This is a genomic window from Planomonospora parontospora (assembly GCA_014647935.1).
Taxonomy (GTDB): Bacteria; Actinomycetota; Actinomycetes; order Streptosporangiales; family Streptosporangiaceae; genus Planomonospora; species Planomonospora parontospora.
This window is the reverse complement of the sequence record BMQD01000002.1, coordinates 373,180-398,907: the sequence shown is the minus strand read 5'-3', so window position 1 is coordinate 398,907 and position 25,728 is coordinate 373,180. Positions and strand designations below refer to the sequence as shown.

Here is a 25,728-nt window from a genome sequence, read left to right as displayed (position 1 = left end):
ATCGGAGGCTGGATGAGCAGGTTCGGCTGGACGCTCGTCCTCGCCATGGTGTGCGCCCTCGCCGTCGCCCGTGCGGGGGACTTCCTGCGCGAGCCCCTCCCCGCCCGGGACACCGCGCTCGGTGTCGCCGCCATCGCGGCGGTCGCGGCCCTCCACGTGGTGATCGTCATGCGGCCGTGGCGGCCGCACCTCCTGCTGGCGGCCCAGGCGTTCCTGGTCTTCGCGCCGTACCTCGCGCTCGGGAGAGCGTGGGGGCCCCTCTCCGGATTCCTGGGCGCGGCGATCCTGCTGACCGTACCCGCCCCGCTGTCCTGGCCGCTGTTCGCGCTCACCGCGGCCGCCGACACCGCCATCGACGCCTACCGCGGCTCCGATCCGCTCTCCGTGGCGGGCATCGCGATCGTCGTCCTCAACACCGGTCTCGGCATGTTCGCCGTCACTCACCTGGCCAGACGGCTCGACCAGGCGACCGGGCAGCGCGAACGACTCGCCGCGCTCGCCGCCGAGCGGGAGCGGCTGGAGAGCGCGGCCCGGCTGCACGGCACGCTCGGAACCGAACTGTCCAGGATCATCCAGCTGATCCGCGACGGCCTGACCGCGCCGACCACGGAGCGGCTGGCCCGCGTGGCCGACCTCGGCCGTACGGCGCTGGCCGCCGCACGCATGATCGCCGACGCCCAGCGCGTGGTGGTGCCGGCCGTACCGCCGGCGCCGGACGCCGACCGGACGGCGCGGATCCGGCCCCGCCTCGCCTGGTGGTTCCTGGTCCTCATGCTGGCCGACCACTCGGCCATCACCGTGATCAGCCTCGCCCTGGAGCCCCGGACGGAGGCGGGCGTCTGGGCGCTGGCCGGCTCGTTGACGGCGGCCTCGGTGGGGCTGCAGCTGTACCACGGGGCTCCCCGCGCGCCCGGCCCCGAGCCGCGGGCCTGGCCGTGGACCCTCACCCTGCACGGGCTCGTCGTGGTCGTCGCCACGGCGATCCCGTTCTGGTCGCCGCAGTCCGTCCTGGCCCCGCTCCTTCCCGTGGCCGGCGCCGCCGTCGTCCGGCTGCGCCGCCTCTGGGCATGGGCGATCCCCCCGCTCTTCGCCCTCATGCCGGCTCTCGTCTCCGACCGGCACTGGACCGGTGCCGGCGACTACGTCTACTGGAACGCGGGCGTCATCGTCATCACCATCCAGGTGTACGCCCTGTGCCGCATCCCCGAAGTGACCCGCGAGCTCGAGGAGACCAGCGGCGACGTGGCCCGTGTCGCGGCCGTCACCGAACGCCTGCGCCTGGCCCGCGACCTCCACGATCTGCTCGGCATGAGCCTGTCGGGGATCAGCCTCAAAGCCGAACTCGCCGCCCGCCTGCTGCCGACGGACCCCGATCGCGCCCGGCGCGAACTCTCCGAACTGCTCGTCCTGGCCGAGCGCGCCCGCGACGAGGTCCGCTCCCTCACCACCGAGCTCTCCCTGCCGGAGGAGATCGCGGCCGCCCGCTCGATCCTGGAGGCCGCGGGCCTGCACGTCACCGTCTCGACGTCCGGACCGCCCCCTGGCGCCCCGCTCCTGGCCGTCGCCCTCCGCGAGGCGGTGACCAACGTCATCCGCCACTCCGCCGCGCGCACCTGCCACATCTCCGTTGTCTCGATCCCCGGCGGGGTGCGGCTGCGCGTCACCAACGACGGCCTCGCACCGGCCGTACCGCAAGGCCCGGGAACCGGGCCGACGACCGCACCGGAACGCCGGGGGACCGGGCTGGCCGGCCTCACCGAGCGCATCACCCGGGCGGGCGGGCGGCTGGACACCGGTCAGCGCGACGGCACGTTCACGCTCACAGCCAGCCTGCCGCAGTAGCGATGCGGATCGCGTCCACCCGGTTGCGCGCTCCCAGCTTGATCACCGCCGAGGCGAGATAGTTCCGTACGGTGCCGTAGCTCAGGTGGAGCTGCGCGGACACCTCGCGCGGTGTCGCACCGGACGCGGTCAGGCGCAGCACGTCGGCCTCCCGAGCGGTCAGCGGGCTGCCCGCCACGTCCAGCGCCGCGTAGGCGAGCTGCGGGTCGATCACCCGCCCGCCCGCGGCCACGGTACGGATCGCGTCGGTCAGATCCTGCGGCCGGGAGTCCTTCACCATGAAGCCCGCCACCTGAGCGGCGATCCCCCGGCGCAGGTTCCCCGGCCGTCCCACCGCGGTCAGGATCAACGTCCTGCACTCCGGGAGCCTGTCGCGCAGCTCCGCCGCCGCCTGGAGGCCGTCCACCCCGGGCAGCTCGATGTCGATCACGGCGACGTCCGGCCGGTGCTCCAGCGCGGCGGGGACGATGCGGTCACCGGACCCGACCGCGGCCACGACCGCCATGTCGCTCTCCAGCTCCAGCAGGCCGCACAGCGCCTCACGCAGGATCCGCATGTCCTCCGCGATGAGCACCCGGATCATCCGCACCTCACCGCTCAGATCGCACTCGGCAGCCGCACCCGCCGCAGCCTATCGACCTACGGTCCCGTAGCGGCCGACCGGATCACGTCCACCGTCCGGCGACTCCCCGGGCGGCCCAGGGTGACGCCGTGGAACGGCGGGCCCGGTCCGTGACCGGCCCCCAGGTCACGGACCGGGCCCGGCCTGGTCAGTCGCGGGCCGGGCAGACGCAGAACAGGTGCCCCTCGGGGTCGGCGAGCACCGTCCAGTTCTCCCCGCCGGGCTGGAAGTCCGGCCTGCTCGCGCCGAGCTCCACGTACTCCGCGACCGCCCGGTCCACGTCCGGGACGCGCACGTCCAGGTGGAACTGCTTGTCCGGGCCGGGCCAGGCGGCGGGCCTGCGCTCGGTGTTCTTCTGGAAGTAGATCGTCATGGTGCCGTCGCCGATGCCGGCGTACTCGTCCTCGGCGTACTGGATCTCGTAGCCGAACACGGCGGCGTAGAAGTCGGCGAGCCGCTTGGGCTCGGCGCAGTCGAGGTTCACGGCGAGGAACTTGGCTTTCGTGGTCATGAGGCCATCGTGGCGGCCGTACCTGTCAGCTCGTGTCAGGTACGGCCGGGACTTTCGTCGTCCTGTGGCGGGGCCCGCCGGCGGACCTCCGCCCTACGGCAGGACCAGCTCGTGGACCTTGACCGCCATCGGGCCGGCCGGGTCGTAGACGACCTTCACCGGGATCCTGCCCTTGCGGAGCCGGTCGTACAGGTGAATCGGGTCGCAGCGCCTGGTGCCCAGCTCGTACCTGCTGCGGGTGTCGTACGGGTGACCCGCCGGAGGCCTGCCGCACTTCTTGTTCACCTGGCGGAAGTCGAGCCCCTCGGTGTAGTCGATCCGGACGGGGGCGCCCTTCCGCCTGCCGATGTACCAGCCGCCGTTCTCGCCCTCGCCGTGGCCGTAGCGCCTGACCCGGTGCGGGGTGACGATCATGGCGGAGTTCCCGGACTTCCTCGCCCAGCCGTACACCGTCTTCAGACCGGACTCCCGCTCGGCGGCCGGCGCGGACGCCGCCGGGGCCGAGGCGGGTGCGGCGGCCAGGGCGGGCGCCGCGGAGGCGAGCAGGAGGGCCGCGGCGAGGGCCGCGGCGGCCGAGGTCTTGTTCACGTCTTCTCCGATCGTGGGATCGGGATCATCCTGGCACGGGAAACGCCCTGCACAGAGGGGGTGATCCCGTGATTCATCCCATGCCGGAACGGAACAACCTTCTACCGGAGAAGCGCGTCACAGGATTCTCCGGACCTCGGCGCTCCCGGTCGCGGGCGGCCCGCGGGAACCGCAGGGGCCCTACGAGTCCGCCCGGGCGGCGGCCCGGTCCCCGGCCGTCTCCGCGACCGGCGGGTCCTGCCGCTCGGCGGAGGCCTCCCCGGATCCGGACGGCCCCGGATCCGGCTCCCCGCCGGTCGCCGGGAGGGCGATGACGAAGCGCGTCCCCCCGGTGTATCCGGTGTCGAGCCAGATCCTCCCCCGGTGGTACTCGACGATCTTCCGGCAGATCGCCAGGCCGATGCCCGTCCCCTCGTAGGCGTCCCGGTTGTGCAGCCGCTGGAAGATGATGAAGATCTTGTCGGCGAACCGGGCGTCGATGCCGATGCCGTTGTCCGTCACGGTGATCAGCCACTCCCCGTCCTCGCGCCGCGCCTCGACCCGGACCACCGGCGCGCGGTCGGGGTGGCGGAACTTCAGCGCGTTGCCCAGCAGGTTCTGCCAGAGCATCACGAACTGGGACCGGTCACCGGTCACCTCGGGCAGGGGGCCGAGCTCGATCTCGCCCCCGGACTCCTCCACCGCCGCGGTGAGGTTGCGCAGCGCCGAGGCGATCGTCTCCTCCAGGGCGAACGTCACCGGCTCCCGGGTGATCCGGCCCACCCGGGAGAAAGTGAGCAGTTCGTTGATGAGCACCTGCATGCGCTTGGCGCCGTCCACCGCGAAGGCGATGTACTGCCTGGCCCGGTCGTCCAGCTGCTCGGCGTAGCGCTGCTCCAGCATCTGGGTGAAGCTGGCCACCTTGCGCAGCGGCTCCTGCAGGTCGTGGCTGGCGACGTAGGCGAACTGCTCCAGCTCGGCGTTCGAGCGCCGCAGCTCGGTGGTCTGCTCCTCCAGCAGGCCCCGGGCCCGGCGGCTCTCCTCCAGCTCGGCCACGATCCGCTCGCGCATCGCCTCCATGTCGCGGGACAGGGCCGCGATGTCGGCCGGGCCGCCGGTGTCGACGTGGTGCTCGAAGTCACCGCCGGTGACCCGGCGCGAGGCGGCGCTCAGCCGGTCCAGCGGGCGGAACACCACCACGCGCAGCAGCACCGCCACCGCGATGATCGCGAACAGCAGGACCGTGAGGATGCCGAGGAAGGCGGCGTCGCGGAGCAGCCGCGCGTCGCCCAGGTTGGCGCGCGCGTCGTCCCGCGACCGCGTCCAGGCGGCGTTCTGCGCGTCCAGCGCGGCGCGCACGGTCTCGAAGGACTGCCTGCTCGCCTCCACCTGCGCCGTGCTCACCTTCTCCGCGCCCTCGTCCCGGGTCCGCTCGATCATCGGCTCGGCGTGCCGGGTCCGCCACAGCCCGATGAGGCGCTCCACCTCGTCCAGCTCGCGCAGCGGCCGCCCCTGCCGGATGAGCCGCCTGATCTCGCCCACCGACTCCCGCTCGGCCTCCAGGCCGGCGGTGTACGGCTCCAGGAACTCCTCCCTGCCGGTGAGGACGAAGCCCCGGACGCCGGTCTCCTGGTTCAGCAGAGCGGTCTTCAGCCGCTCCGACTCGACCCGGGCCGGGGAGATCTGGTCCACCAGCCGGTTGGACACCTGCGCGGTGTTGCGCAGGGCGGTGGCCCCCGTCACCGCGGACCCGGCGAGCAGGAAGGCCATGGCCAGGAGCACGACGTTGACCCATCCCTGCGCGCTCCAGCGGCCCGCCCGGGCCCTCGCGGGGGACGGTGCGGCCTTCTCCTCTGCGGTCATCGCCCTCTCACCTTCCGGCGGTACGGCCCCGCGGAGCGCAGGGCCCGGTGCCACTGCCCCGCGCGGAGCGGGACTCACAGCGGGGACAAGATACCGGTACGGGGCCCCGGACCCGGCCCGGAGCCCGGCGGCCGGGCGGCCCGGATCCGCTCCGGTTCCGCGGCGCCTCAGCGGCGGACGCGACGCCTCACCGGCAGAGGGGAACGCGATCCGGGGAGCGGGCGTTGGAGGGAACGTGGCGTCGATAAAGCAGTTCGTCAGGCGGTTCCTGGAGCGTCCCGGTTCGATCGACCTGACCCCCTTCGAACGGACGGTGGCGGCCTCCCGGGCCCACGAGGAGCGCCTGCGGGCCGTGGAGGAGCTGCCCGAGCCCCGGGTGGACGACCCGGCCGCTTTCTGCGCCCTGCTCCGGGAGGCCGCCGACCGGTCGCTGGGGCTGCGCCCGTACGACGTGCAGCTCGTCGGCACGCTCGCCCTGCTCTCCGGCAACGTCGCGGAGATGGCCACCGGCGAGGGCAAGACCCTCTCCGGGGCGATGGCCGCCGCCGGATACGCGCTGCAGGGCAGGCGGGTCCACGTGATCTCGGTCAACGACTACCTGGCCAGGCGCGACGCCGAGTGGATGGGCCCGCTGTACGACGCGCTGGGCGTCACGGTCGGCTGGATCGACCAGAACTCCACGCCCGAGGAGCGCCGCGAGGCCTACGCCAGGGACGTGACCTACGGCTCGGTCAGCGAGATCGGCTTCGACGTGCTGCGCGACCGGCTCCGCACCGATGTCGCCGAGCTCGTCGTGCCCGAGCCGCAGGTCGCGCTGGTCGACGAGGCCGACTCGGTGCTGGTGGACGAGGCCCGGGTGCCGCTGGTGCTGGCCGGGGCCGCCGATCCGGGCGACGCGGTGCCGGAGATGGCCGCGCTGGTCCGGCAGCTCGTCAAGGGCTACCACTACGAGATCGACGACCAGGCCCGCAACGTCCATCTGACCCCCAAGGGCATCGACACGGTCGAGAACGCCCTGGGCGTCGAGCTCTACGACACCCCCGGGACCCTGGCCGAGGTCAGCCTCGCGCTGCACGCCCACGCCCTGCTCACCAAGGACGTCGACTACATCGTCCGCGACGGCCGGGTCCATCTGATCAACCCGTCGCGGGGCCGGGTGGCGCTGCTGCAGCGCTGGCCGGACGGCCTGCAGGCGGCGGTCGAGGCCAAGGAGGCGCTGCCCGCCTCCGAGACCGGCGAGATCCTCGACTCGATCACCGTCCAGGGGCTGATCACCCGCTATCCCGTCAAGTGCGGGATGACCGGCACCGCCGTGGCCGTCGGCGAGCAGCTCCGCGAGTTCTACGGCCTCGAGGTGGCCGTCGTCCCGCCCAACCGGCCGCTGGTCCGCGCCGACGAGCCGGACCGCCTGTTCGAGCACGCCCTGGAGCGGGACCGGGCGCTGGCCGACGAGATCGCCGAGGCGCATGCGACCGGCAGGCCGGTCCTCATCGGCACCCTGGACGTGGCGGAGTCCGAGCGGCTCGCGCTGACCCTGGCCGGCCGCGGCCTGGAGTGCGTGGTGCTCAACGCCAAGAACGACGCCGAGGAGGCCTCGATCATCGCGGCGGCCGGGGAACGCGGCTCGATCACGGTCTCCACCCAGATGGCCGGGCGCGGCACCGACATCCGCCTCGGCGAGGGGGTCGACGCGCTGGGCGGGCTGTACGTCATCGGCTCGGGACGGCACGCCGCCAGCCGCCTGGACGACCAGCTCCGCGGCCGCGCCGGCCGGCAGGGCGACCCCGGCGGCTCGGTCTTCTTCGTCAGCGGCGAGGACGACCTGATCACCCACTACGTCGCCGACGAGTACACCGGCGGGGTGCCCTCCCAGCGGCTCGTCGCGCACGCCCAGCGCGTCGCCGAGGGCGTCAACATGGAGATCCACCGCAACACCTGGCGCTACACGCGCCTGCTGGAGCGCCAGCGCGAGGAGGTCCTGGAGCGGCGGGACAAGGTCCTGCGCGGCCGTACGGCCTCCGAGGCCCTGGCCGCGGCCGCCCCCGAGCGCTGGGCCGAGGTGCTGGAGAGCCTGAGGACCGGGACCGGGACCGGAGCCGGGGCCGACGGGGGCGGGCACGGGGCCGGGGCCGACCGAGGGGGCGGGACCGACGAGGGCGGGACCGGCGCGGGGCCCGGCGCCGAGGGGGCCGCGGACGTGCTGCACGAGGCGGCCCGGCAGATCGTGCTGTTCCACCTCGACCGCTGCTGGGCCGAGCACCTGGCCTACCTCGGCGAGGTCCGCGAGGGCATCCACCTGCGCGTCCTCGGCCGGGCCAACCCGATCGACGAGTTCCACAAGGAGGCCGTCGGCGCCTACCGGCGCATGCTGGCCGAGGTGGAGTCCCGTTCGGTCGCCGCCTTCGAGGCCGCCGAGATCACCGCCGACGGCCTCGACCTGGAGGGCGCGGGCCTCAAGCGCCCCACCGCCACCTGGACCTACCTCGTCCAGGACAATCCCTTCGGCACCGAGCTGGAGCGCATCACCAGCCGGCTGGCCCGCGGGTCCAGGCGCCGCTGACGGCCGCCCGCCCCCGGCGGGTCGCCCACCGGGCCGCCCGCCGCCGGGTCACCCGTCCCACCGGACCGTCCCCGGCGGGTCGCCCACCGGACCGCCCGCCACCAGGCAGTCCCCGCCAGGTCACCCGCCGGACCGGCCGCCGCCGTCGAGGGGGGCCGCGGCGGCCAGGGCCGCGCGGATCTCGGCCGCCGGATCGCCCTCGTGGTAGACGCGCTCGCTCGTCTCGATGCCGTCCAGGAACTCCTGGTAGCGCACCGCGTACGCCAGGCGCGCGAAGGGGCCCGCCAGGGCCAGCGCCCTGGCCGGGTCGGAGCCGGGGACCAGCGCCGACCAGGCCGCGGTCCACGCGCCGGTCACCTCGTGGCGGCGGCCGGCGGGCAGGAACTCGCACGTCCGCAGCGCGTCCAGCGCGGGGTGGCCGAAATGGCAGTCGGCGAAGTCGACGGCGGCCGTGCGCCGCCCGTCCGACCGCCAGTTGCCGGGATGGAAGTCGGCGTGCACCAGGGAGTGCGGCAGGCCGCACTCCTCCAGCGCGGCGGCCAGCCCGGGCAGCCCGTCGGCCAGCCGGCGCGCCGCCGACAGCTCGGCGGCGGACAGGCCGGTCGCGGCCTCGCCGTCCAGGAGCCCGTGCGCCAGCTCCGCCAGGGCCCCGGGAGTGCGGTCCGGCAGGCCGTCCGGGATCCCGTCCCTGCGCCGCGCGACCGCCGCCTGCGCCGCGGCCCAGCGCCCGGTCATCGCGCGGACGGTCTCCGCCGGGGCCTCCCAGCAGTCCTCGCCGGGCAGGTGGTCGAGGATCACCCGGCGGCGGCGGGCGTCGGACGCCACGACGGCGGGGACGATCTCCGGGTCCACCGCCGCGAGCGCCTCCATCGCGCCCGCCTCCCACGTCGCGAAGCCGGGTGTCTCCTTCAGCCAGACCGGGCCCTGCGCGGTGGGGATGCGGAACAGTCCCGACAGGTTCCAGGTCTTCACCTGCCGCACGGGTCCGCTCACCGGGCGGCCCGCCGCGCGCAGCGCCTCCCGGGCCCACTCCAGGGACTCCCGGAGGCCGGACGCGGTGGCCCACCCGGCCCGGCGGGCGGCGGGCCGCAGCAGCCCGGCCGCGCCGGCGGGCGGCGGGCCGAGCAGTCCGCCGCGGGGGCGGCCGAAGGCCTCGGCGTGGTAGGTCACGTGCCCGTCCCTGGCACCGTCCCCGCCCCGCACGTCCACCAGCCGCAGCACCATGACGGGCACGCCGAGCACCTCCGTCAGGTGGTCGGCGACCGGCCCGGCGTCCGCCCACCAGGGGGTCGCCACCGGGAACGGCCCGAGGCTCCCCAGGCACTCGCCCTCCGACGTCACCACCGCGCCGGCCGTACGGCCCCGCTCTCTTCCCATCGGGCCAGTCTGACCGTCCGCGCCCCGCCGCCGCGAGCGGTTATCCGGTCCCGCACCCCGCGGGTCCCACCCCCCCGTACTCCGGTCGGAGGCCGCCCCGTACTCCGGTCGGAGGCCGCCCCGCACTCCGGTCGGAGGCCGCCCCGCACTCCGGTCGGAGGTCGCCCCGCACTCCGGTCGGAGGTCGCCGCGGGGCCGGCGGGACGATAGGGGCCGAGTGCGATCCCGTAGGCGGTCAGGCCGGGTAGGCGTGGGTCTCGGTGGCCTTGAGGGCGGCCCAGACCCGCGCGCCGGGCCGGAGGCCGAGCTCGGCGACCGCGGCGGCGGTGACGTCGGCGGAGGCCTCGACCGGACCGGTGAGCAGCACCCGGACGTGGTCGCCGTGCCGTTCCACCCCGCCGATCACCGCCTCCCAGAGGTTGCGCGGGGTGCCGTCCGGACGGGTGCGGTAGAGGGCGACCGCCGTGGGCGGGAAGGCCACGAACACCGGGCCGGTCTGGGACTCGGCCGCGTTCAGCGTGACGCCGTCCAGCCGTACGGCGTGCCCGTCGGCGACGCCCCGGTAGAGGTTGAGCCCGACCAGCCGGGCGACGTAGTCCGTGCGGGGGCGGCGGGCCACGGCCGAGGGGGCGCCCTCCTGGACGACCGCGCCGTCCTCCACCACGACGAGCCGGTCGGCCAGCACCATCGCGTCGAGCGGGTCGTGGGTGACCAGCACGGCGGCCCCGTCGAAGTCGCCGAGGTGGCGGTGGAGGGCCGCGCGGACCTCCAGGCGGGTGTGCGCGTCGAGCGCGGCGAGCGGCTCGTCGAGGAGGAGCAGGCGGGGCCGTACGGCCAGCGCCCGGGCGAGGGCGACCCGCTGGGCCTGCCCGCCGGACAGCTCGTGGGGCCTGGCCCTCTCATGCCCGGCCAGGCCGACGCGCTCCAGCCACTCGCCCGCGAGCTCGCGGGCCCGCCGCTTCGGCACGCCGTGGCAGCGCGGGCCGAAGGCGACGTTGTCCAGCGCGGACAGGTGCGGGAAGAGCAGGTAGTCCTGGAAGACCATGCCCACGGGACGGCGCTCGGCGGGGGTCGTGTGCAGCGGCTCACCGTCGAGGCGGATGTGCCCGGCGGACAGCGGCAGCAGCCCGGCCAGCGCCCGCAGGACCGTGGTCTTGCCCGCGCCGTTGGGGCCGAGCAGCGCGACCACCTCCCCGGCGGCGACCTCCAGCTCCAGGTCGAGGCGGAACCTCGGCCGCTCCACCACCAGCCTGCCGCTGATCATGCTCCTCCCTCCCTCCGTGAGAAAACCGGCCCGGCGCTCACGGCGTCCCCGCCCACCGGTCGCGGAGGCTGGCCAGCACGAGCACGGAGACCGCGAGCAGGACCAGGCTGAGCACGATCGCCGCCTCGGGGTCGGTCTCCAGCGCGAGGTACACCGCCAGCGGCATGGTCTGCGTCCGCCCCGGGAAGTTCCCGGCGAAGGTGATGGTGGCCCCGAACTCCCCCAGCGCCCGCGCCCAGCACAGTACGGCTCCCGCCGAGACGCCGGGCGCGACGAGCGGCAGCGTGACGCGGGTGAACACCCGCCACCGGGACGCCCCGAGGGTGGCCGCGGCCTCCTCGTAGCGCAGGTCCGCCGCCCTGAGCGCGCCCTCGACGCTGATCACCAGGAACGGCATGGCCACGAAGGCCTCGGCGAGCACCACCCCGGCCGTGGTGAACGGGAACGAGATCCCGAACACCTCGTACAGCCACCGTCCGGCCAGCCCGTTCCGGCCGAGGACGAGCAGCAGCGCGACGCCGCCGACCACGGGCGGCAGCACCAGCGGGACGGTCACCAGGGCCCGGATCAGCCGCCGCCCGGGCGGGTTCCCCCGGGCCAGCAGCCAGGCCAGCGGGACCCCGAACAGCAGGCAGATCGCGGTGGCGAGGGTGGCGGTGAGCAGCGACAGGCGCAGCGCCTCCAGCACGAGCGGTTCGGCCAGCCGCTCCCCCATCTCCGCCCACGGGGCCCTGACCAGCAGGCCGAGCAGGGGCAGGACGAGGAAGACCAGTCCGGCGACCGCCGGGACCACCAGCGGCCACGGCATCCGTCCTCGCATCCGGCCGTCCCCTCCTCTCGCACCGCCCGCCCGTGTCCACGGGAGGCGAGGAGCACGCGGCGGAGCCGGTCAGGAGCGCCGGCACGGCCGGCGCCGGCACCCGGGACTCCGAGGCCCACGCCGTCCGATCCTGGCACACGCCGCGGCCGCGGCGGCCTCCGGGATGTCACGGTCTCCGTTACATCGACGGTAATGGTTTGGCGAATCATTGCCGGATATTGTGTTATTTGTGACCACCACCAGCGCGAACCGGCCGGTAGGCGAGCTGCTGCGCCAGTGGCGGGAGCGCCGGAGGATGAGTCAGCTGGACCTGGCCATCCAGGCCGACATCTCCACCCGGCACCTGAGCTTCGTGGAGACCGGCCGCTCCAAGCCCAGCCGGGACATGATCCTCCATCTCGCCGAGGAGCTGGACCTGCCGCTCCGCGAGCGCAACCACCTGCTGCTCGCGGGCGGTTTCGCCCCGGTGTTCGCCGAGACCCCGCTGAACTCCCCCGAGATGGCCTCGGTCCGCGAGGCGCTGGGGCAGGTGCTGAGCGGGCACCAGCCGTACCCGGCCGTGGTCGTGGACCAGCGCTGGAACCTGGTGGACCGCAACCCCGCCACCGGGCTGCTGCTGCGCGGCGTCGCCCCGGAACTGCTCGAACCACCGGTCAACGTGCTGCGGCTGAGCCTGCACCCGAAGGGCATCGCGCACCGGATCCTCAATCTGGGCGAGTGGCGCGCCCACCTGCTGCACCGGCTGCGCCGCCAGATCAGCCTGACCGCCGACCCGGAGCTGACCGAGCTCTGGCGGGAGCTCGTCGACTATCCCTGCGACCAGCCGGAGCCCGAGCTGGGCAGCGGCCCCGGGCAGATCGTGATCCCGCTCCGGCTCCGCCGCGGCTATCGTGAGCTGGTCTTCTTCAGCACCATGACGACCTTCGGCACCCCGCTCGACATCACCGTGGCCGAGCTGGCCATCGAGGCGTACTTCCCCGCCAACCCCGAGACCGCCGCCTACCTGCAGCACCAGCACCACCCCGACTAGGGTCCGCCCGCCGTTCCGGCACGGCGCACCCGGCCGGCACATGGAGACGCCCGGCCGGCACATGGAGACGGCGGGCCGCCCGGACGTGAGGATGCGAGGACGCTGTTAGTCGATCACCGCGGTGGCCTCGATCTCGACCAGGAGGTCCGGCTCCGCCAGCGCCGCGACGCCCAGCAGCGTGATCGGCTTGACCGGGTCGACGCCCAGCTTCGCCGCCGCCCGGCTCACCCCCTCGCCCAGCAGCTGCATCTTCTCGGGGCTCCAGTCGACGACGTAGGCGGTCAGCTTCGCCACGTCGTCGAAGGAGCCGCCGATCCCGGCCATGGCGGTGCCGATGTTGAGGTAGGCCTGCTCGACCTGGGCGGCGAGGTCTCCTTCGCCGACCCGCCGGCCCTCGGCGTCCCGGGCCACCTGGCCCGCGATGAACACCAGCTTCGATCCGGTGGCGATCGACAGCTGCCGGTAGGCCTCGGGCTTCGGCAGTCCTTCGGGGTTGACCAGCGTCACGGCCATGACTTCTCCTCCACGTCGGGAACAGGATCGATGTCTTCCGAAAGCATAGCGACGTTATGTATCGAAGCATAGCAACGCTATGTATTCTGGCGCGATGGCGAGGACGAAAGATCCGGCGGTCCGGTCCCTGCTGCTGGAGCGAGCCGCCCAGATGCTCCGGGCCCGGCAGCCCGTCACGCTCCGCACGCTGGTCGCCGGCACCGGCGTGTCGACGATGGCCGTCTACACCTACTTCGGCGGCATGGACCAGCTGTGGAAGGCGCTGCGGCAGGAGGGCTTCACCCGGCTGGCGGCCAAGCTCGCAGCCGTCCCGGCGTCCGCGGACCCGGTGCGGGACCTCGCCGCCCTGGCCGCCGCCTACCTGGCCAACGCCGTGGAGAACCCCGACCTCTACCGCGTCATGTTCGACGCGGACTTCGAGCTCGAGGACGCCGAAGCCGCGGACGAGACCCTGCACTACCTCGTCCGGGCCGTCGACCGGGCCAGGGCGGCCGGCCGATTCCGCGACGACGTCTCCCCGCCGGAGCTGGCGACGCAGAGCTGGATGATCGGCCACGGACTCGCGTCCCTCGTCGTCACGGGCCCCCTGCCGCACCAGGCACTCGCTCACGCCGTGCCCATGCTGACCGCGCTGTTCGCCGGCGCGGGGGACGAACCCGGCAGGTGCCGCCGGTCGGTGGAGCGCGGCTGGGACGGGCCCTGACGGATGCGGATCCGGCCGTCTCCCGTCGGAGGCCGCTCCGGCCGGAAGGCGGTCAGTCCTCTGCCGGGGAGGGCGCGGACGGCATCAGGACGGTGGTGACCACCCTCCTCGTCCGCCCCTCCCCCGGCCCGTTGCCCGCCCTGGCCTGGAACACGGCCCGCAGGTCGGCCGCGAACGCGGCGAACTCGTCGTCGGAGAGCCACAGCGCGGTCTGGCGGTAGCCGACGCCGTCGCGGCGCAGGTCGACGTCGCCCCGGTCGAGATAGCGGTCATAGCCGGCCAGCAGCCCGGCGACGAAGGCCATGAACGCCCGCCGGTGGTCTTCGGGGGACATCGCGGCCAGGTCCTCGTCGGCGACCTGCGCCGCCGCCAGGTGCAGCGCGTAGGTGCGCTCCACCGCACCCCGCACCCGCTGCTCGCCGACGGTCTCCAGCACGCCCGCGTCGGCCAGCAGCGCGACGTGGCGGTACAGCGTGGCAGTCGAGACGTCGGAGAGCTCCGCGGCGAGGGCCGCGGTGGTCATGCGGCGGTCGCCGAGCAGCGCCTGGACGATGCGCAGGCGGACCGGATGGAGCAGCAGATCGGCCGTCGTCTTCATGGATGAACACTCTCACATTTGACATCAATCTCAAAGATGAGAATACTCATGATTGGACATAGAGGAAAGGACGCATGATGGCGACGATGACGGTGGCCGGTGGCGAGCTTGTGCTGGCGCTCGGCCGGGGCGAGCAGGTGGCGGGACTGCACGGGGACATCCGGGTGCCGCTCTCCGCGGTCCGCGAGGTCGCCGTCGTGGAGAACCCGGTGGCGGAGGTCCGCGGCCTGCGCGCCCCCGGCCTGGCCGTCCCCGGGCGGACGAAGATCGGGACCTGGCGGCGGGCGGGGAGCCGGTCGTTCGTGGTCGCCCGCCGGGACGTGCCCGCCGTGCGGGTGGCGCTGAGCGGCGCCCGCTACGACGAGCTGCTGATCAGTGACGCGGCCGCGACGGAGCTCGCCGCGCGGATCCGCGAGTCGGCCGGCCTGCCCGCGCCGGTCACCGAGGAGCGCGTCACCTTCTCCTCCGGCGACCTCACCCTCGGCGGCACGCTCGCCCTCCCGCCCGCCGGCACGGCTCCGGCGGACCCGGCCGCCTCACCGGCCTCCACCGGCTCGGCCTCCGCGGGTACGGCCTCCACCGGCGCGGTCTCCGGTGCCGGGCGCGAGCCGTACCCGGTCGCACTGATCATCACCGGTTCGGGCCCGCTGGACCGGGACGCGAACCACCCGCGGATGCCCCTGGGGATCAGCCGCGACCTGGCGCACGCGCTGGCCCGGGCCGGGGTGGCGTCCTTCCGCTACGACAAGCGCGGCGCCGGGGAGTCCCAGGGGTCCTTCCTCGCCGCGGGCCTGAACGACAACATCGACGACGCGCGCGCCGCGCTGGCCTGGCTCCGGACCCGCCCGGAGATCGACCCGGCGGCGGTGTTCGTCATCGGCCACAGCGAGGGCGCCGTCATCGCCACCGCCCTCGGCGCCGAGCCCGCCGGGCCGGCGGCGGACCTGGCCGGGATCGTGCTGCTCTCGCCCATGGCGAAGACGGGCGAGGAGACGCTGGCCTGGCAGACCCGGCAGATCGCCGGGGACCTGCCCGCGCCGGTCCGGGTGATCCTGCGCCTGCTCCGCACCGACATCGCCGCCAAGCAGGCGGAGGCCGTCGCCAGACTCAAGGCCACGACCACCGACGTCGCCCGGATCCAGGGGCGCAGGACGAACGCGCGCTGGCACCGCGAGTTCATCGCCTTCGACCCCGAGCCCGCGCTGCGCGCGCTGCGTGCCCCGGTCCTCGCCGTCACCGGAGCCGGCGACGTCCAGGTGGACCCCGCCGACCTCGACGCCATCGCCGCCACCGCGGGCCGCGACCGCGGCGCGGCCGAGGGCGACACTGCGAAGGGCGGCACGGCGACGGGCTACGGCACGGGGACGAAGGACGTCACGGCGACGGACGACGACAAGGCGACGGGTGATGTCGCGGCGGCGGGCGACGTCACGACCGTGCGCGTGCCCGAGCTGAGCCACCTGCTCCGCCGCGACCCGGACGGCGGCGGCCTGCGCACCTACAAGCAGCAGATCCGCAGGCCCGTCGACCCCGGTCTCCTCTCCCTCGTGACGGACTGGATCACCGACCGCCTCCCCCGGACCTGAACCGGCCCGCCGCGCTCTCCTGTCTAGACTGGGGCGGTGACTTCGAGCGGCCCCGACAGCGCAGAACCCGGGCGGCAGGGGCTGACCGTCGCGAAGATCGCGCATCTCGCGGGGGTGTCCGCGCCGACCGTCTCCCGGGTCCTCAACGGCCAGCCCGGAGTGGCGCTCGGCACCCGGCAGCGGGTGGAGGCCGTGCTCCGGGAGCAGGGATACCAGCGGCGGGAGAGCGGCCCGGCCGCCATCCTGGAGCTGGTCTTCCACGCGCTGGAGAGCCTGTGGGCGCTTGAGATCATCCGCGGCGTTGAGCAGGTCGCCCGGGAGCACGGGCTCGCCGTGGTGCTCACCGAGATGCAGGGCCGGCTCACCCCCGGCCGGGCGTGGACCGAGCAGGTCCTCGCCCGGCGCCCGGCCGGTGTCATCGCGGTCTTCTCCGAGCTCACCGTCCAGCAGCAGTCGCAGCTGGCCACCCGTTCGATCCCCCTGGTCGTGCTGGACCCGACCGGCGAGCCGCTGCACCGCACGCCCTCGGTGGGCGCCACCAACTGGAGCGGCGGGATGGCCGCGACCCGGCACCTGCTCGACCTGGGGCACCGGCGCATCGCCATGCTCAGCGGCCCGACCGAGTGGCCGTGCTGCCGCGCCCGGCTCGACGGCTACCGGGCCGCCATGGACGCCGCGGGCGTGCCGGTCGACCCGGACCTCGTCCGCGTCAGCACCCTCTACGTCGAGGGCGGCCTGCGCGACGGCGGCGAGCTGCTCCGCCTGCCCGCCCCGCCGACCGCGATCTTCACCGCCAACGACCTGCAGGCGTTCGGCGTCTACGAGGCCGCCCGTCAGGCCGGCCTGCGGATCCCGGAGGACCTGAGCGTCGTCGGGTTCGACGACCTGTCGTTCACCCGGTGGGCCGGGCCTCCCATGACGACCGTGCGCCAGCCGCTGGTCCGCATGGGCGCCGCCGCGGCCCGGATGATCGTCGCCCTGGCGGGCGGCGAGGAGCTCGAACAGCACCGCGTCGAACTGGCCACCGAACTCGTCGTACGGCAGAGCACCGCACCACCCTCCCGGCGCTGAGCCGCACGGCGGGACGCCTCCCCGCAGCCCCGACGCAGCCGTACGGGGCAGCACCGCCACGCCCTCCCGGCGCCGAGCCGCGTCGCAGAGCACCGCCCGCCGGCCCGGCGCCGAGCCGCGCGGCGGAACACCGCCCCCTCCCGGCCCGGCGCCGGTGAAGAAAGTTTCATCCCCGCCGCGCCCGCCCCCGCAGGCCGTACCAGGTCACCGGCACGCCTCCGGGTGGGCGTGCCGGAGCGCCTTGCCCATAGAAATGTTCCGCCGGATACTCCGGAACGTTTCAGAGGGCTCGCGCCGTGCGGCCCGTACCCGGAGGACAGGACAGCCGATGAGGATGAGAAGCAAGGCGAGGAGCGGGCTGAGCACCGTAGCCGCCGCTGTGGCCGCCACGGTGGCCGCCGTCGTGGCGCTCGCCGTCACGGGACTGGTCACGGCGCCCCCGGCGTCGTCGGCCTCCCTCACCGAGATCACCGGCTTCGGGACCAACCCGACCAATCTGAGGATGCACCTCTACGTCCCGGACAGCGCTCCGGCCAGACCCGCGATCGTGGTGGCCGTGCACTACTGCACCGGCTCCGGCCCGGCCTTCCACTCGGGCACGGAGTTCGCCTCCCTGGCCGACCGGTACGGCTTCGTCCTCGTCTACCCGTCCGCGACGAGGAGCGGCTCCTGCTTCGACGTCTCCTCGCCCCAGGCCCTGCGACGCGACGGCGGCAGCGACCCGGTGGGCATCATGTCCATGGTCAGGTACGTCCAGCAGCGCCACAACGGCGACCCCGACCGGGTCTACGTCACCGGCGCGTCCTCCGGCGCCATGATGACGAACGTCCTGCTGGGCGACTACCCCGACGTGTTCAAGGCCGGGGCCGCGTTCATGGGCGTGCCGTTCGGCTGCTTCGCCACCACCGACGGCTCCTCCTGGAACAGCGCCTGCGCCAACGGCCAGGTGGTCAGGACCCCGCAGCAGTGGGGCGACCTGGTGCGCGCCGCGTACCCCGGCCACAGCGGCCCGCGCCCCCGGATGCAGATCTGGCACGGCACCGAGGACGCCACGCTGCGCTACCCGAACTTCCAGGAGCAGATCAAGCAGTGGACGAACGTCCACGGGGTCGGCCAGACCCCGGTGCTCTCCGACACTCCGCGGCCGGGCTGGGTACGGACCCGCTACGGGAGCACCGGCGAGCAGGCCCCGGTGGAGGCGATCAGCCTGCCCGGGGTCGGGCACAACCTGCCGATGGGCGGCATGGCCGAGGCCGTCATCCGGTTCTTCGGCCTGACCGGCGGCCCCACCACCTCGCCCACCCCGACCGTGACGCCGACCGTCACCCCCACGGCGACGCCGACCGTCACCCCGACCTCGACGCCCACCGTCACCCCCGGCACCGGCTCCTGCCGCGTCACCTACACCGTGAACGCCTGGAACACCGGCCTCACCACCGCGGTGAAGATCACCAACACCGGCTCCGCCGCGGTCGACGGCTGGTCCCTGGCGTTCACCCTGCCGGGAGGGCAGACGGTCTCCAACGCCTGGAACGCCGCCGTCTCACCGAACAGCGGCCAGGTGACCGCCAGGAACGTCTCCTACAACGGGACCATCGCACCGGGCGCCTCGGCGGAGTTCGGCTTCCAGGCCGCCCACACCGGGAACACCGGCGAACCGGCCTCCTTCACCCTCAACGGCACGCCCTGCGCCGTCGGCTGATCTCCGGACGGACGGGCCCTCCGCCGTCTCGGGACGGACGGGCCCTCCGCCGCGGGGGGTACGGCGTGCCGTACCTCCGCCGGACCCGGGACGCCCGCCCCGCCCGGCCGCGTCAGCCGCGGGTGACCTCCGTACGGCCCGCCGGGCACGTCCTGCGGTAGGGCCGCTCCGGGATGTGCCGCCGCCATTCCTGCCGGGTGAGGTCGCGGGCGAGCGCCCCGCAGATGCGGGTGATGACCCGCTGCGGATCGGTGTCCCACAGCAGCACGTCGCCGTCAGCGCCGGCGGTGACGAGCGTGCGCCCGTCGGGAGCGAAGGCGAGCGCCCTGACCGGCTGGGTGTGCCCCGTGAGGCGGGCGGTGCGGGTGCCCCGGCGGACGTCCCACAGGATGACCGAGTCGCCGCCGCCGGTGAAGGCCAGGGTGCGGCCGTCGGGGCTGAAGGCCGCACCCGTGGTGACGGCGTCGGCGTGTTCGGGGATGACGGCCAGGCGGGTACGGCGGGCCACGTCCCACAGGACGACGTTCTCGTCGGCCCCGGCGCTGACCAGGGTGCGGCCGTCGGGGCTGAAGGCGACGGTTCTGACCCATCCGGAGTGGCCGAGCAGCGGCGCGGCCAGCGGTCTGCGGGCGGCCACGTCCCACAGCATCACGGCCGGGTCGTGCCCGGCACTGGCCAGGATGCGGCCGTCGGGACTGAAGGCCACCCCGTTGACGGGCAGGCTGTGCCCGGTGAGCGTGGCCAGGCGCCGGTGGGTGGCCGTGTCCCACAGCATCACGGTCGTGTCGGCGCTCGCCGTGGCGAGGACGCGCCCGTCCGGGCTGAAGGCGAGGTCGAGCACGTGTCCGGTGTGCCCGGCGAGCACGACCGGCGAGTCCCGGCCGGAGATCCAGAGCGTGACGGTGTTGCCCCGGGTCTCGAGGGTGAACTCCGTCGCGGTGGCGAGGACACGCCCGTCCGGGCTGAAGGCCAGGGCGTTGACGCGCGCGGACCGGTCGACCCGGACCTCGCGCAGGGTCCGGTCGGCGGAGTTCCACACCGTCGTCCTCCCGGCGGAGGTGGTGGCGAGGGTGCGGCCGTCGGGGCTGAAGACCGCGTCGTCCACCTGGTCGTCGTGACGGGCCAGGTACGGCCGGGTGGTGTCCCACAGCAGGATGTCGCCGTCCTCCCCGGCCGATGCCAGGCGGGGTTCGCCGGGGCTGAACGCGAGGGTGTAGACGTTGGCCCGGTGCCCGGTGAGGCGGCCGCGCAGGGTATGGTGCCCGACGTCCCACAGCAGGATGGCCGGGTCGTGCCCGGAGGTGGCGAGCGTGCGGCCGTCCGGGCTGAAGGCCAGGGCGATGATCTGGCCTTCCCGCCGGTGGGTGAAGGTGGCCAGGCGGGTGCGGGTGGCCGTGTCCCACAGGATGACGGTCGTGTCGGCCCCCGCGGTGGCGAGGACGCGGCCGTCCGGGCTGAACGCCACCGCGCCGGCGGTCTCGGTGTGCCCGGTCAGGGTGGCCAGCCGGGTACGGGCGGCCACGTCCCACAGCACGACGACGGCGTCGTCTCCGCAGGTGGCGAGCGTGCGGCCGTCCGGGCTGAAGGCGACTCCGCGGGCTTTTCCGGTGTGCCCGGTCAGGGTGGCCAGCCGGGTGCGGGCGGCGACGTCCCACAGCACGACGGTCGTGTCGTCGGCGGCGGTGGCCACCGTACGGCCGTCCGGGCTGAAGGCGATCTCCCTGATCTGCGCGGTGTGCTCGGTGAGCACGGCCACCCGTGCGCGGGCGGCGGCGTCCCAGAGCACGAGGGCGCCGTCCTCTCCCCCCGTGGCGAGGACGCGGCCGTCGGGGCTGAGCGCCGCGGCCTTCAGCCAGGTGTCGTGCCCGGTGAGGGCGGCCGACCGGGTCCTGCGGCGGGCGTCCCACACCGCCACGGTCCGGTCCCGGCCGACGCTGTAGAGGGTGCGGCCGTCGAGGGCGAAGAGGACCTGGGAGACGGCGCCGGTGTGCCCGGTGAGCGTGCCGTGGTGGGCGTGGAGCGGGGAGGTGCTGAGCAGCGCGCCGCGCGCCTCGGTCGTCGGCTCGGTGGTGAACGCCTCCGCGGCGAGCAGCATGGCCGTCTCGGGTTCGGAGTCGGCCGAGGTCAGCGCCTGGGCGGCGAGCTGGCGGGAGAGCGCGGTCCGGTGGGCGTGTTCGGCGTCGCGCCACTCCCGGATCGCGACGACGCCGGTGCCGGTGGCGATCAGGAGCAGGATCGTCAGCGCCGCGGCCAGACGGCGCAGCTGGCGGCTGCGACGGGCGGCTCTGGCTCGTTCGGTGTCCTCGAGCCGGATCGAGGCGTCGAGGAACGCGCGCTCGTCGTCGTTGAGGACGTTGCGCCGGTCGTGGTGGGCGGCCCATTCACGGGCGACGGCCAGGCGCGCCCCGCGGTACAGCGCTCCGGGGTCGCGGTCGAGGGAGATCCAGGTCCGGGCGGCCTGGGTGAGGTGGTGGCGGGTGCGCAGGCCCTCCCGGTCGGCGGCCAGCCACCGGTGCAGCCGGGGCCACGCGCGGATGAGCGCCTCGTGGGCTATCTCGACGGTGTCCTCGCCGAGGGTGATCAGCCGGGCCCCGGCGAACAGGTCGAGGACCGCGAGGGTGTCGGGGTCGCGGAGGTCGAGCTCGTCGCGGGTGATGCGGCGACCGGTGTCCCCGGTGCCCTCTCCGGGTGCGGTCAGCCGCAGGAAGAGGTCCTTGGCGCGGGCCTGCCGTACCGGGCCGAGCGTGGTGTGGAGGGTCTCCGCCGTCTTGGCCAGGGCGCCGTGGATCCCGCCGGCCGCCTGGTATCCGGCCAGGGTGAGGGTGTTGCCGCGGCGGCGGCGCCAGGTCTCCAGGAGCGCGTGGGAGATGAGCGGCAGTGCGCCCGGCTGGCCCGCGGTGTCGGCGACGATCGTGGCCAGGAGGGCGCCTTCGACGGTGCAACCGGTGTCACGCGCGGGCCGGGTGATGGCCTGGCGCAGTTCCTCGGTCGTCATGGGGCCGAGGAGGATCTGGGCGTCGGTGAGCGCGGCGGCGAGTTCGGGATGGTCGGCGCAGTGGGCGTAGAAGTCGGCGCGCACCCCGAGGACGACTCGGACGGGGGCGTCCGGCGCGCGGGTGACGGCCAGCAGGGCGGCGATGAAGCGGGTCCGCTCCTCGGGATCGCGGCAGAGGGTGAAGACCTCCTCGAACTGGTCGACCACCAGGAGCACGTCACCGGCCGGGGTCCGTCCGGCGGTGTCCGGCGGCGCGTGCGCCTCGGCGGTGCCCGGAGGGGCGTGCGCCTCGGCCGAGGTCTGTCCGGCGGTGCCCGGAGGGGCGTGCGCCTCGGCGGAGCTCCGTCCGGCGGTGCCCGGAGGGGCGTGCGCCCCGGCCTGCGGCGTGCCGGTCACGGTGGCGAGCACGGCCGTGTACTCCTGCAGCGGATGGGCGCCGGGAGTCATCAGCAGCGTCCGCCAGGCCCGCCCTCCCGTCTGCCCGGGATCCTGCACGCCGGGCAGGAGCCCCGCGCGCAGCAGTGAGGACTTTCCCGCTCCGGACGGACCGAAGAGCGCGAGGAAGGGGTGGCGAACCAGTCGTGCGACGAGTTCGCCGACCAGTTTCTCCCGGCCGTGGAAGTGCCGCGCGTCCTCGGGCTGGAAGGCGGCCAGTCCCCGGTAAGGCGCCCTGCCGTCTCCGGCCGCGGCGTCACCGGGTTCCTCCGCGGAGGGGACGTCCAGCTCCCCGGCGACGCGGTGCCAGCGTTCCCGCCACCGCCCGGTGTCACCGCCGCACGCCTGGACGTAGGCGAGGGTGACGGCGAGGCTGGGGAGCTTCTCGCCCCGGGCGGCCTGGGCGAGGGTGGTGGCGGAGTAGTGCGCTTTGCGCGCCAGCTCCCGGTAGCCGGGGTTGCCGGCCTGCCGCCGCAGGAGGCGGAGCTCCCAGGCGAACCGCTGCAGAGCGTCCGCCTCCGGATCCAGGGGACGCTCGGGACGCGGCATGCTCCACCTCCGAAGATCCGGAACGGTTGTGCGGTGTTGATTGTGCACCATTCGCCCCGAAGCCGCACAACACGCGGACCACTACACATGTCAGTGCACGAGTCAGCCCGGCCGGGGGATCGGCTCCGCTCCCGGATGAGCGCCGGCCGGTACGACGAGAACGGTTCCAGAGAAGCCGGAAATCTCGGAAATATCGGAGATCGAGGAGACAGGTCATGACGATGCGTGGAAAGAGATCGCTCCTGGCTGCCGCGGGTGCCGCGGTGATCGCGCTTGCGGGACCGCTGGCCTTCAGCGGGCCCGCGGCGGCCGAGCCGTACGGCACGCGGACGTGCACCACCGCCCCCCTGGTGTCGTGTACGACGGGCTCTCTGGAGCCGCACAGCAGCGAGGGATGGCTCGAGGTCAGGTTCTCCGGCGGGGCCTGCCGCGTCAGCTGGTCGCTGTACAACGTCTCGAACAACTGGCAGCGGGTGGCGGGGGGCACCAAGTACTTCGCCGCCAGCACGACGTTCAAGGTGCACGGCCTGGTGCCCGGCCACTACTACAGGCTCGAGGCGGTGTCCCAGAACTGCGTGCTCGGGATGAGGCTGCGCAACTTCACCTGAGTCCGCCGGGGGTCGGGCGGCCGCCGTTCCCGATGCGGGGGCTGGAGGATGCTCCGGCATCCTCCACCGGTCATGAGGCTCCTCCCGGTTCCGCACCCTCCCGGGCGCGGGACCGGAAGGAGCCCACCGGCGACCCGTCGGAACCCCCGCCGAACCCACGTTGCGCCCGGCCCGGTCGGGCCCGTCAGAGGCAGGGGTTCGTCCGGTCCCGGCGGCGGGCCGCCACTGCCACAGTGGAACCGGACCCGCACGCCGCACGCCCGAGTCGATCTCTGTGGTGGAATGCTCCGGTGGATCAGGCGCGGGTGAGGCAGCTGCTGGGCGAGATGCTGCTCTGCTGTTTCGTGATCGTCCTGATCAGCGGCGGCTTCCTGGCGTTCTTCTACACGCCCAGCGGCGAGGTCATCCCCTACGGCGGAGCCTACGAGCCGCTCCGGGGCGTCCCCATGAGCGCCGCCTACCACTCGATTCTGGACATCGGCTTCGAAGTCGACACAGGGCTGTTCGTGCGGGGGCTGCACCACAGCACCTCGCTCCTGCTCGGCGTGGGCACCGCCTTCTGGGCGCTGCTCGGCCGGTTCCGGTACGCGTTCGCGGTGCTGTGCCTGATCATCCTCGGCGGGATCGCCGGTTACGGAGCCGCCGACGACCTGCTGTCCGGGACCGTCCTGGGCCGGGTGCCCATCCCCCTCTGGTACGGCCTGCACCTGCTGCTGGCTCTGATCGTGGGCGCGGCGCTGGTGCTCTCCTCCCGGCGGGAGGCGGCCCGGCGGCCCAGGACGATCCCCTTCGTGGCGCTGAGCATCGGCCTCGCCCTCCTGGCGGTCCTCGCGCTCTGAGGCCGTCGCCGTCAGCCTGCGACGATGACGTCCCCCACGGCGGAGGTGACGGTGAAGGAGTCGAGCCGTCGCAGCCGGCCCGTCGTGCGGTCCAACCGGTACCAGGTGTAGACGTGGTATTCGGCGCCGCTCCGCCCGCGATAGGAGTCGGTCAGCACGTCGAGCCGGCCCGCCCTGTCCCAGCGCGCCCGGTAGGGGGCCTCGCCCCTGCGGAGCCGGAGCGGGAACGTGCGCCTCTTCCCGGTGGCCAGATTGCGGACGGTGACCGCGTTCTTCGAGGGATGGACGTCGTCCCGCCGGGCCTTGGCCACGGTGACGCCGTCGCGGCCGAGGTCGCCCATCATGTAGGCCGACCGCCGCAGCCGCACCGACCAGGTCCCGGTCTTGTAGACCACCGCCCCGCGCACGTGGGTGGCCATCAGGTGCTTCTCGTCCGGGCTGAACCTCGCCAGGTCGTGTCCCCGGGGCAGGTCGAAGGCCTTCCCGGTGGCCGTGTCCACGATCCGGTCGACCGGTTTCAGGGAGACGAGGTGCTCTCCGTCGATGCCGACGAACCGCCCGCGCGGGGAGAGGGTCAGCTCGGTCACCGACACGGACTCCGGCCGCCTCACCGCGGTCCGGCGCGCCTTCCCGGTGGCGGTCTCCCAGATCATGAGAACACCGTCGCTCCTGCGGAAGTACGCGGCGCGGGTGCCGTCCGGGGAGAGCGCCATGAGCCCCATGGCCGGGTGGTCGCCGTCGGGCCGCTGTGCGTCGGGAAGCGCGAGGACACGGCCGCTGCTCAACCAGAGCCTCCACGGCCCGCACGGGTGCCGCCCGACGCCGCCGTCGTTCCGGCAGGCACCGAGGCCTGCGTGGCGGATCACCGGCTTGACCGGCGCGGCCCCGGCCGGGAGGCCGGTCATGAGCACGACTGCGGCCGTGACCGCGGCCGTCACTGTCCGGAACGGCATGCCCGCATCTTCCCACAGCGCCGCGGAGCCTCGCCGCGAAACGACCGTCCGTCAACAGACTCCGGGCAGCGTGCATGTCTTCGCCGCCATTTCTGCGGCATTGCCACGCAGGGTCTTGACGGCTCGCTTCTGCGGGTGGCCGAGGGAGTCCAGGTCACCGAAGTAGATCATCAGAGCTCTGCCCCTGCGCGCCACGATGCCTGACAGCACCGGAGACCATTCTCTGTTGAGCTTGTCGTACATCATGAAGCGCATCAGCGAGGCCTCGTCCGCCAGTCGCGTGCGGTTCACCACCCACCGGGTCCTCCCGTCGTCGGCCCAGCTGTACGGCTTGCCGTACGGCCGGGCCACGCACCGCCTGGCGTCGGCGAGCAGCTTCTTCATGGCCGTCCTGGCCGCCCTGGAGCTCCGGTGGATCACGAGTTGCTCGCCGGAGTGCGAGGGCGCGCTGGTGTCGTAGGTGATCGTGCGCACGGCCGAGCGGTCCGCCGTCGTGGCGCGCTTGCGCCTGCACGGGTTCAGCAACAAGGGCTGGTCGAGCCTGTCGCTGATCTTCCACCACTCCTCGGCCTTCTCCTCCTCCGTCTGGGGTGCACGGGCGGCTTTCTCACTCAGCAGGAAGTTCTCGGGGATCTGCACGGGAGCGAGGGCGAGAGACGCCGCAAGGAGCATGATCATGAAGGGTTGGACGAGCGGAGGGCCCACCGGGTTCCGGCGGGC

The 25,728-nt window shown here is 74.0% G+C and carries 21 protein-coding genes; 9 read left to right on the top strand and 12 right to left on the bottom strand.

Translation table 11 applies throughout. From position 1 onward, the window contains the following. The first annotated feature begins 12 nt into the window (after positions 1–12). A complete protein-coding gene (locus tag IEZ07_RS04855; RefSeq protein WP_191893662.1) occupies positions 13–1,842 on the top strand; it encodes a sensor histidine kinase in 1,830 nt (609 codons plus the stop codon). On the opposite strand, the gene IEZ07_RS04850 is transcribed toward IEZ07_RS04855, so the two are convergent. From IEZ07_RS04850 to IEZ07_RS04835, 4 genes are all read right to left on the bottom strand, one after another. Further along, on the bottom strand, positions 1,820–2,425 hold the full coding sequence (locus IEZ07_RS04850) for a response regulator transcription factor (RefSeq protein ID WP_191893661.1): 606 nt from the start codon (positions 2,423–2,425) through the stop codon (positions 1,820–1,822). The genes IEZ07_RS04855 and IEZ07_RS04850 overlap by 23 nt on opposite strands. Positions 2,426–2,612: 187 nt before the next feature. After that, a complete protein-coding gene (locus IEZ07_RS04845) occupies positions 2,613–2,975 on the bottom strand; it encodes a VOC family protein (protein ID WP_191893660.1) in 363 nt (120 codons plus the stop codon). 93 nt (positions 2,976–3,068) lie between these two features. Continuing rightward, complete coding sequence (locus tag IEZ07_RS04840) at positions 3,069–3,563, bottom strand: hypothetical protein (RefSeq protein ID WP_191893659.1); 495 nt, start codon at positions 3,561–3,563, stop codon at positions 3,069–3,071. Positions 3,564–3,743: 180 nt separating this feature from the next. Further along, on the bottom strand, positions 3,744–5,405 hold the full coding sequence (locus IEZ07_RS04835; RefSeq protein WP_191893658.1) for a sensor histidine kinase: 1,662 nt from the start codon (positions 5,403–5,405) through the stop codon (positions 3,744–3,746). A 244-nt stretch (positions 5,406–5,649) separates the two neighbouring features. Between IEZ07_RS04835 and secA2 the strand changes: the two genes are divergently transcribed. Further along, on the top strand, positions 5,650–7,965 hold the full coding sequence (gene secA2, locus IEZ07_RS04830) for an accessory Sec system translocase SecA2 (protein WP_204054247.1): 2,316 nt from the start codon (positions 5,650–5,652) through the stop codon (positions 7,963–7,965). Positions 7,966–8,085: 120 nt separating this feature from the next. Here secA2 and IEZ07_RS04825 read toward each other — a convergent pair whose 3' ends face one another. From IEZ07_RS04825 to modB, 3 genes are all read right to left on the bottom strand, one after another. Beyond that, positions 8,086–9,342 carry an aminoglycoside phosphotransferase family protein gene (locus IEZ07_RS04825; RefSeq protein WP_191893656.1) on the bottom strand — a complete coding sequence of 419 codons (1,257 nt, stop codon included), beginning with the start codon at positions 9,340–9,342 and terminating at the stop codon, positions 8,086–8,088. Between the two features lie 235 nt (positions 9,343–9,577). Further along, the gene (locus tag IEZ07_RS04820) at positions 9,578–10,606 is read right to left on the bottom strand and encodes an ABC transporter ATP-binding protein (RefSeq protein ID WP_191893655.1); all 1,029 of its coding nucleotides are present in this window, start codon (positions 10,604–10,606) and stop codon (positions 9,578–9,580) included. Between the two features lie 37 nt (positions 10,607–10,643). Continuing rightward, positions 10,644–11,426 (bottom strand): molybdate ABC transporter permease subunit, encoded by a 783-nt coding sequence (modB, locus tag IEZ07_RS04815; protein ID WP_191893654.1) that lies wholly within the window; start codon positions 11,424–11,426, stop codon positions 10,644–10,646. A 229-nt stretch (positions 11,427–11,655) separates the two neighbouring features. Between modB and IEZ07_RS04810 the strand changes: the two genes are divergently transcribed. Then, positions 11,656–12,456, top strand: coding sequence for a helix-turn-helix domain-containing protein (locus tag IEZ07_RS04810; protein WP_068903291.1), 801 nt, complete (start codon positions 11,656–11,658; stop codon positions 12,454–12,456). A 105-nt stretch (positions 12,457–12,561) separates the two neighbouring features. Here the strand turns inward: IEZ07_RS04810 and IEZ07_RS04805 are convergent, their stop codons facing one another. Then, entirely contained in the window at positions 12,562–12,969 is a 408-nt protein-coding gene (locus IEZ07_RS04805; RefSeq protein WP_068903289.1) for a RidA family protein, read from the bottom strand. Positions 12,970–13,063: 94 nt separating this feature from the next. Between IEZ07_RS04805 and IEZ07_RS04800 the strand changes: the two genes are divergently transcribed. Continuing rightward, positions 13,064–13,672, top strand: coding sequence for a TetR/AcrR family transcriptional regulator (locus tag IEZ07_RS04800; RefSeq protein ID WP_191893653.1), 609 nt, complete (start codon positions 13,064–13,066; stop codon positions 13,670–13,672). Between the two features lie 52 nt (positions 13,673–13,724). On the opposite strand, the gene IEZ07_RS04795 is transcribed toward IEZ07_RS04800, so the two are convergent. After that, positions 13,725–14,270, bottom strand: coding sequence for a helix-turn-helix domain-containing protein (locus IEZ07_RS04795; RefSeq protein WP_191893652.1), 546 nt, complete (start codon positions 14,268–14,270; stop codon positions 13,725–13,727). Positions 14,271–14,344: 74 nt separating this feature from the next. Between IEZ07_RS04795 and IEZ07_RS04790 the strand changes: the two genes are divergently transcribed. From IEZ07_RS04790 to IEZ07_RS04780, 3 genes are all read left to right on the top strand, one after another. Continuing rightward, the gene (locus IEZ07_RS04790; protein WP_191893651.1) at positions 14,345–15,856 is read left to right on the top strand and encodes a serine aminopeptidase domain-containing protein; all 1,512 of its coding nucleotides are present in this window, start codon (positions 14,345–14,347) and stop codon (positions 15,854–15,856) included. A 36-nt stretch (positions 15,857–15,892) separates the two neighbouring features. Then, positions 15,893–16,927 carry a LacI family DNA-binding transcriptional regulator gene (locus IEZ07_RS04785; protein WP_191893650.1) on the top strand — a complete coding sequence of 345 codons (1,035 nt, stop codon included), beginning with the start codon at positions 15,893–15,895 and terminating at the stop codon, positions 16,925–16,927. 328 nt (positions 16,928–17,255) lie between these two features. Next, entirely contained in the window at positions 17,256–18,629 is a 1,374-nt protein-coding gene (locus tag IEZ07_RS04780; RefSeq protein WP_239319392.1) for an extracellular catalytic domain type 1 short-chain-length polyhydroxyalkanoate depolymerase, read from the top strand. Positions 18,630–18,741: 112 nt separating this feature from the next. On the opposite strand, the gene IEZ07_RS04775 is transcribed toward IEZ07_RS04780, so the two are convergent. Then, entirely contained in the window at positions 18,742–22,608 is a 3,867-nt protein-coding gene (locus tag IEZ07_RS04775) for a WD40 repeat domain-containing protein (RefSeq protein WP_191893649.1), read from the bottom strand. 215 nt (positions 22,609–22,823) lie between these two features. On the opposite strand from IEZ07_RS04775, the gene IEZ07_RS04770 reads away from it, so the two are divergent. After that, entirely contained in the window at positions 22,824–23,216 is a 393-nt protein-coding gene (locus tag IEZ07_RS04770) for a hypothetical protein (RefSeq protein ID WP_153054610.1), read from the top strand. A 305-nt stretch (positions 23,217–23,521) separates the two neighbouring features. Further along, entirely contained in the window at positions 23,522–24,055 is a 534-nt protein-coding gene (locus tag IEZ07_RS04765; RefSeq protein ID WP_191893648.1) for a hypothetical protein, read from the top strand. Between the two features lie 11 nt (positions 24,056–24,066). On the opposite strand, the gene IEZ07_RS04760 is transcribed toward IEZ07_RS04765, so the two are convergent. Both IEZ07_RS04760 and IEZ07_RS04755 read right to left on the bottom strand, forming a co-directional pair. Further along, positions 24,067–25,008, bottom strand: coding sequence for a WD40 repeat domain-containing protein (locus IEZ07_RS04760; protein WP_191893647.1), 942 nt, complete (start codon positions 25,006–25,008; stop codon positions 24,067–24,069). 51 nt (positions 25,009–25,059) lie between these two features. Further along, a complete protein-coding gene (locus IEZ07_RS04755) occupies positions 25,060–25,686 on the bottom strand; it encodes a hypothetical protein (protein WP_191893646.1) in 627 nt (208 codons plus the stop codon). Positions 25,687–25,728: the final 42 nt, after the last annotated feature.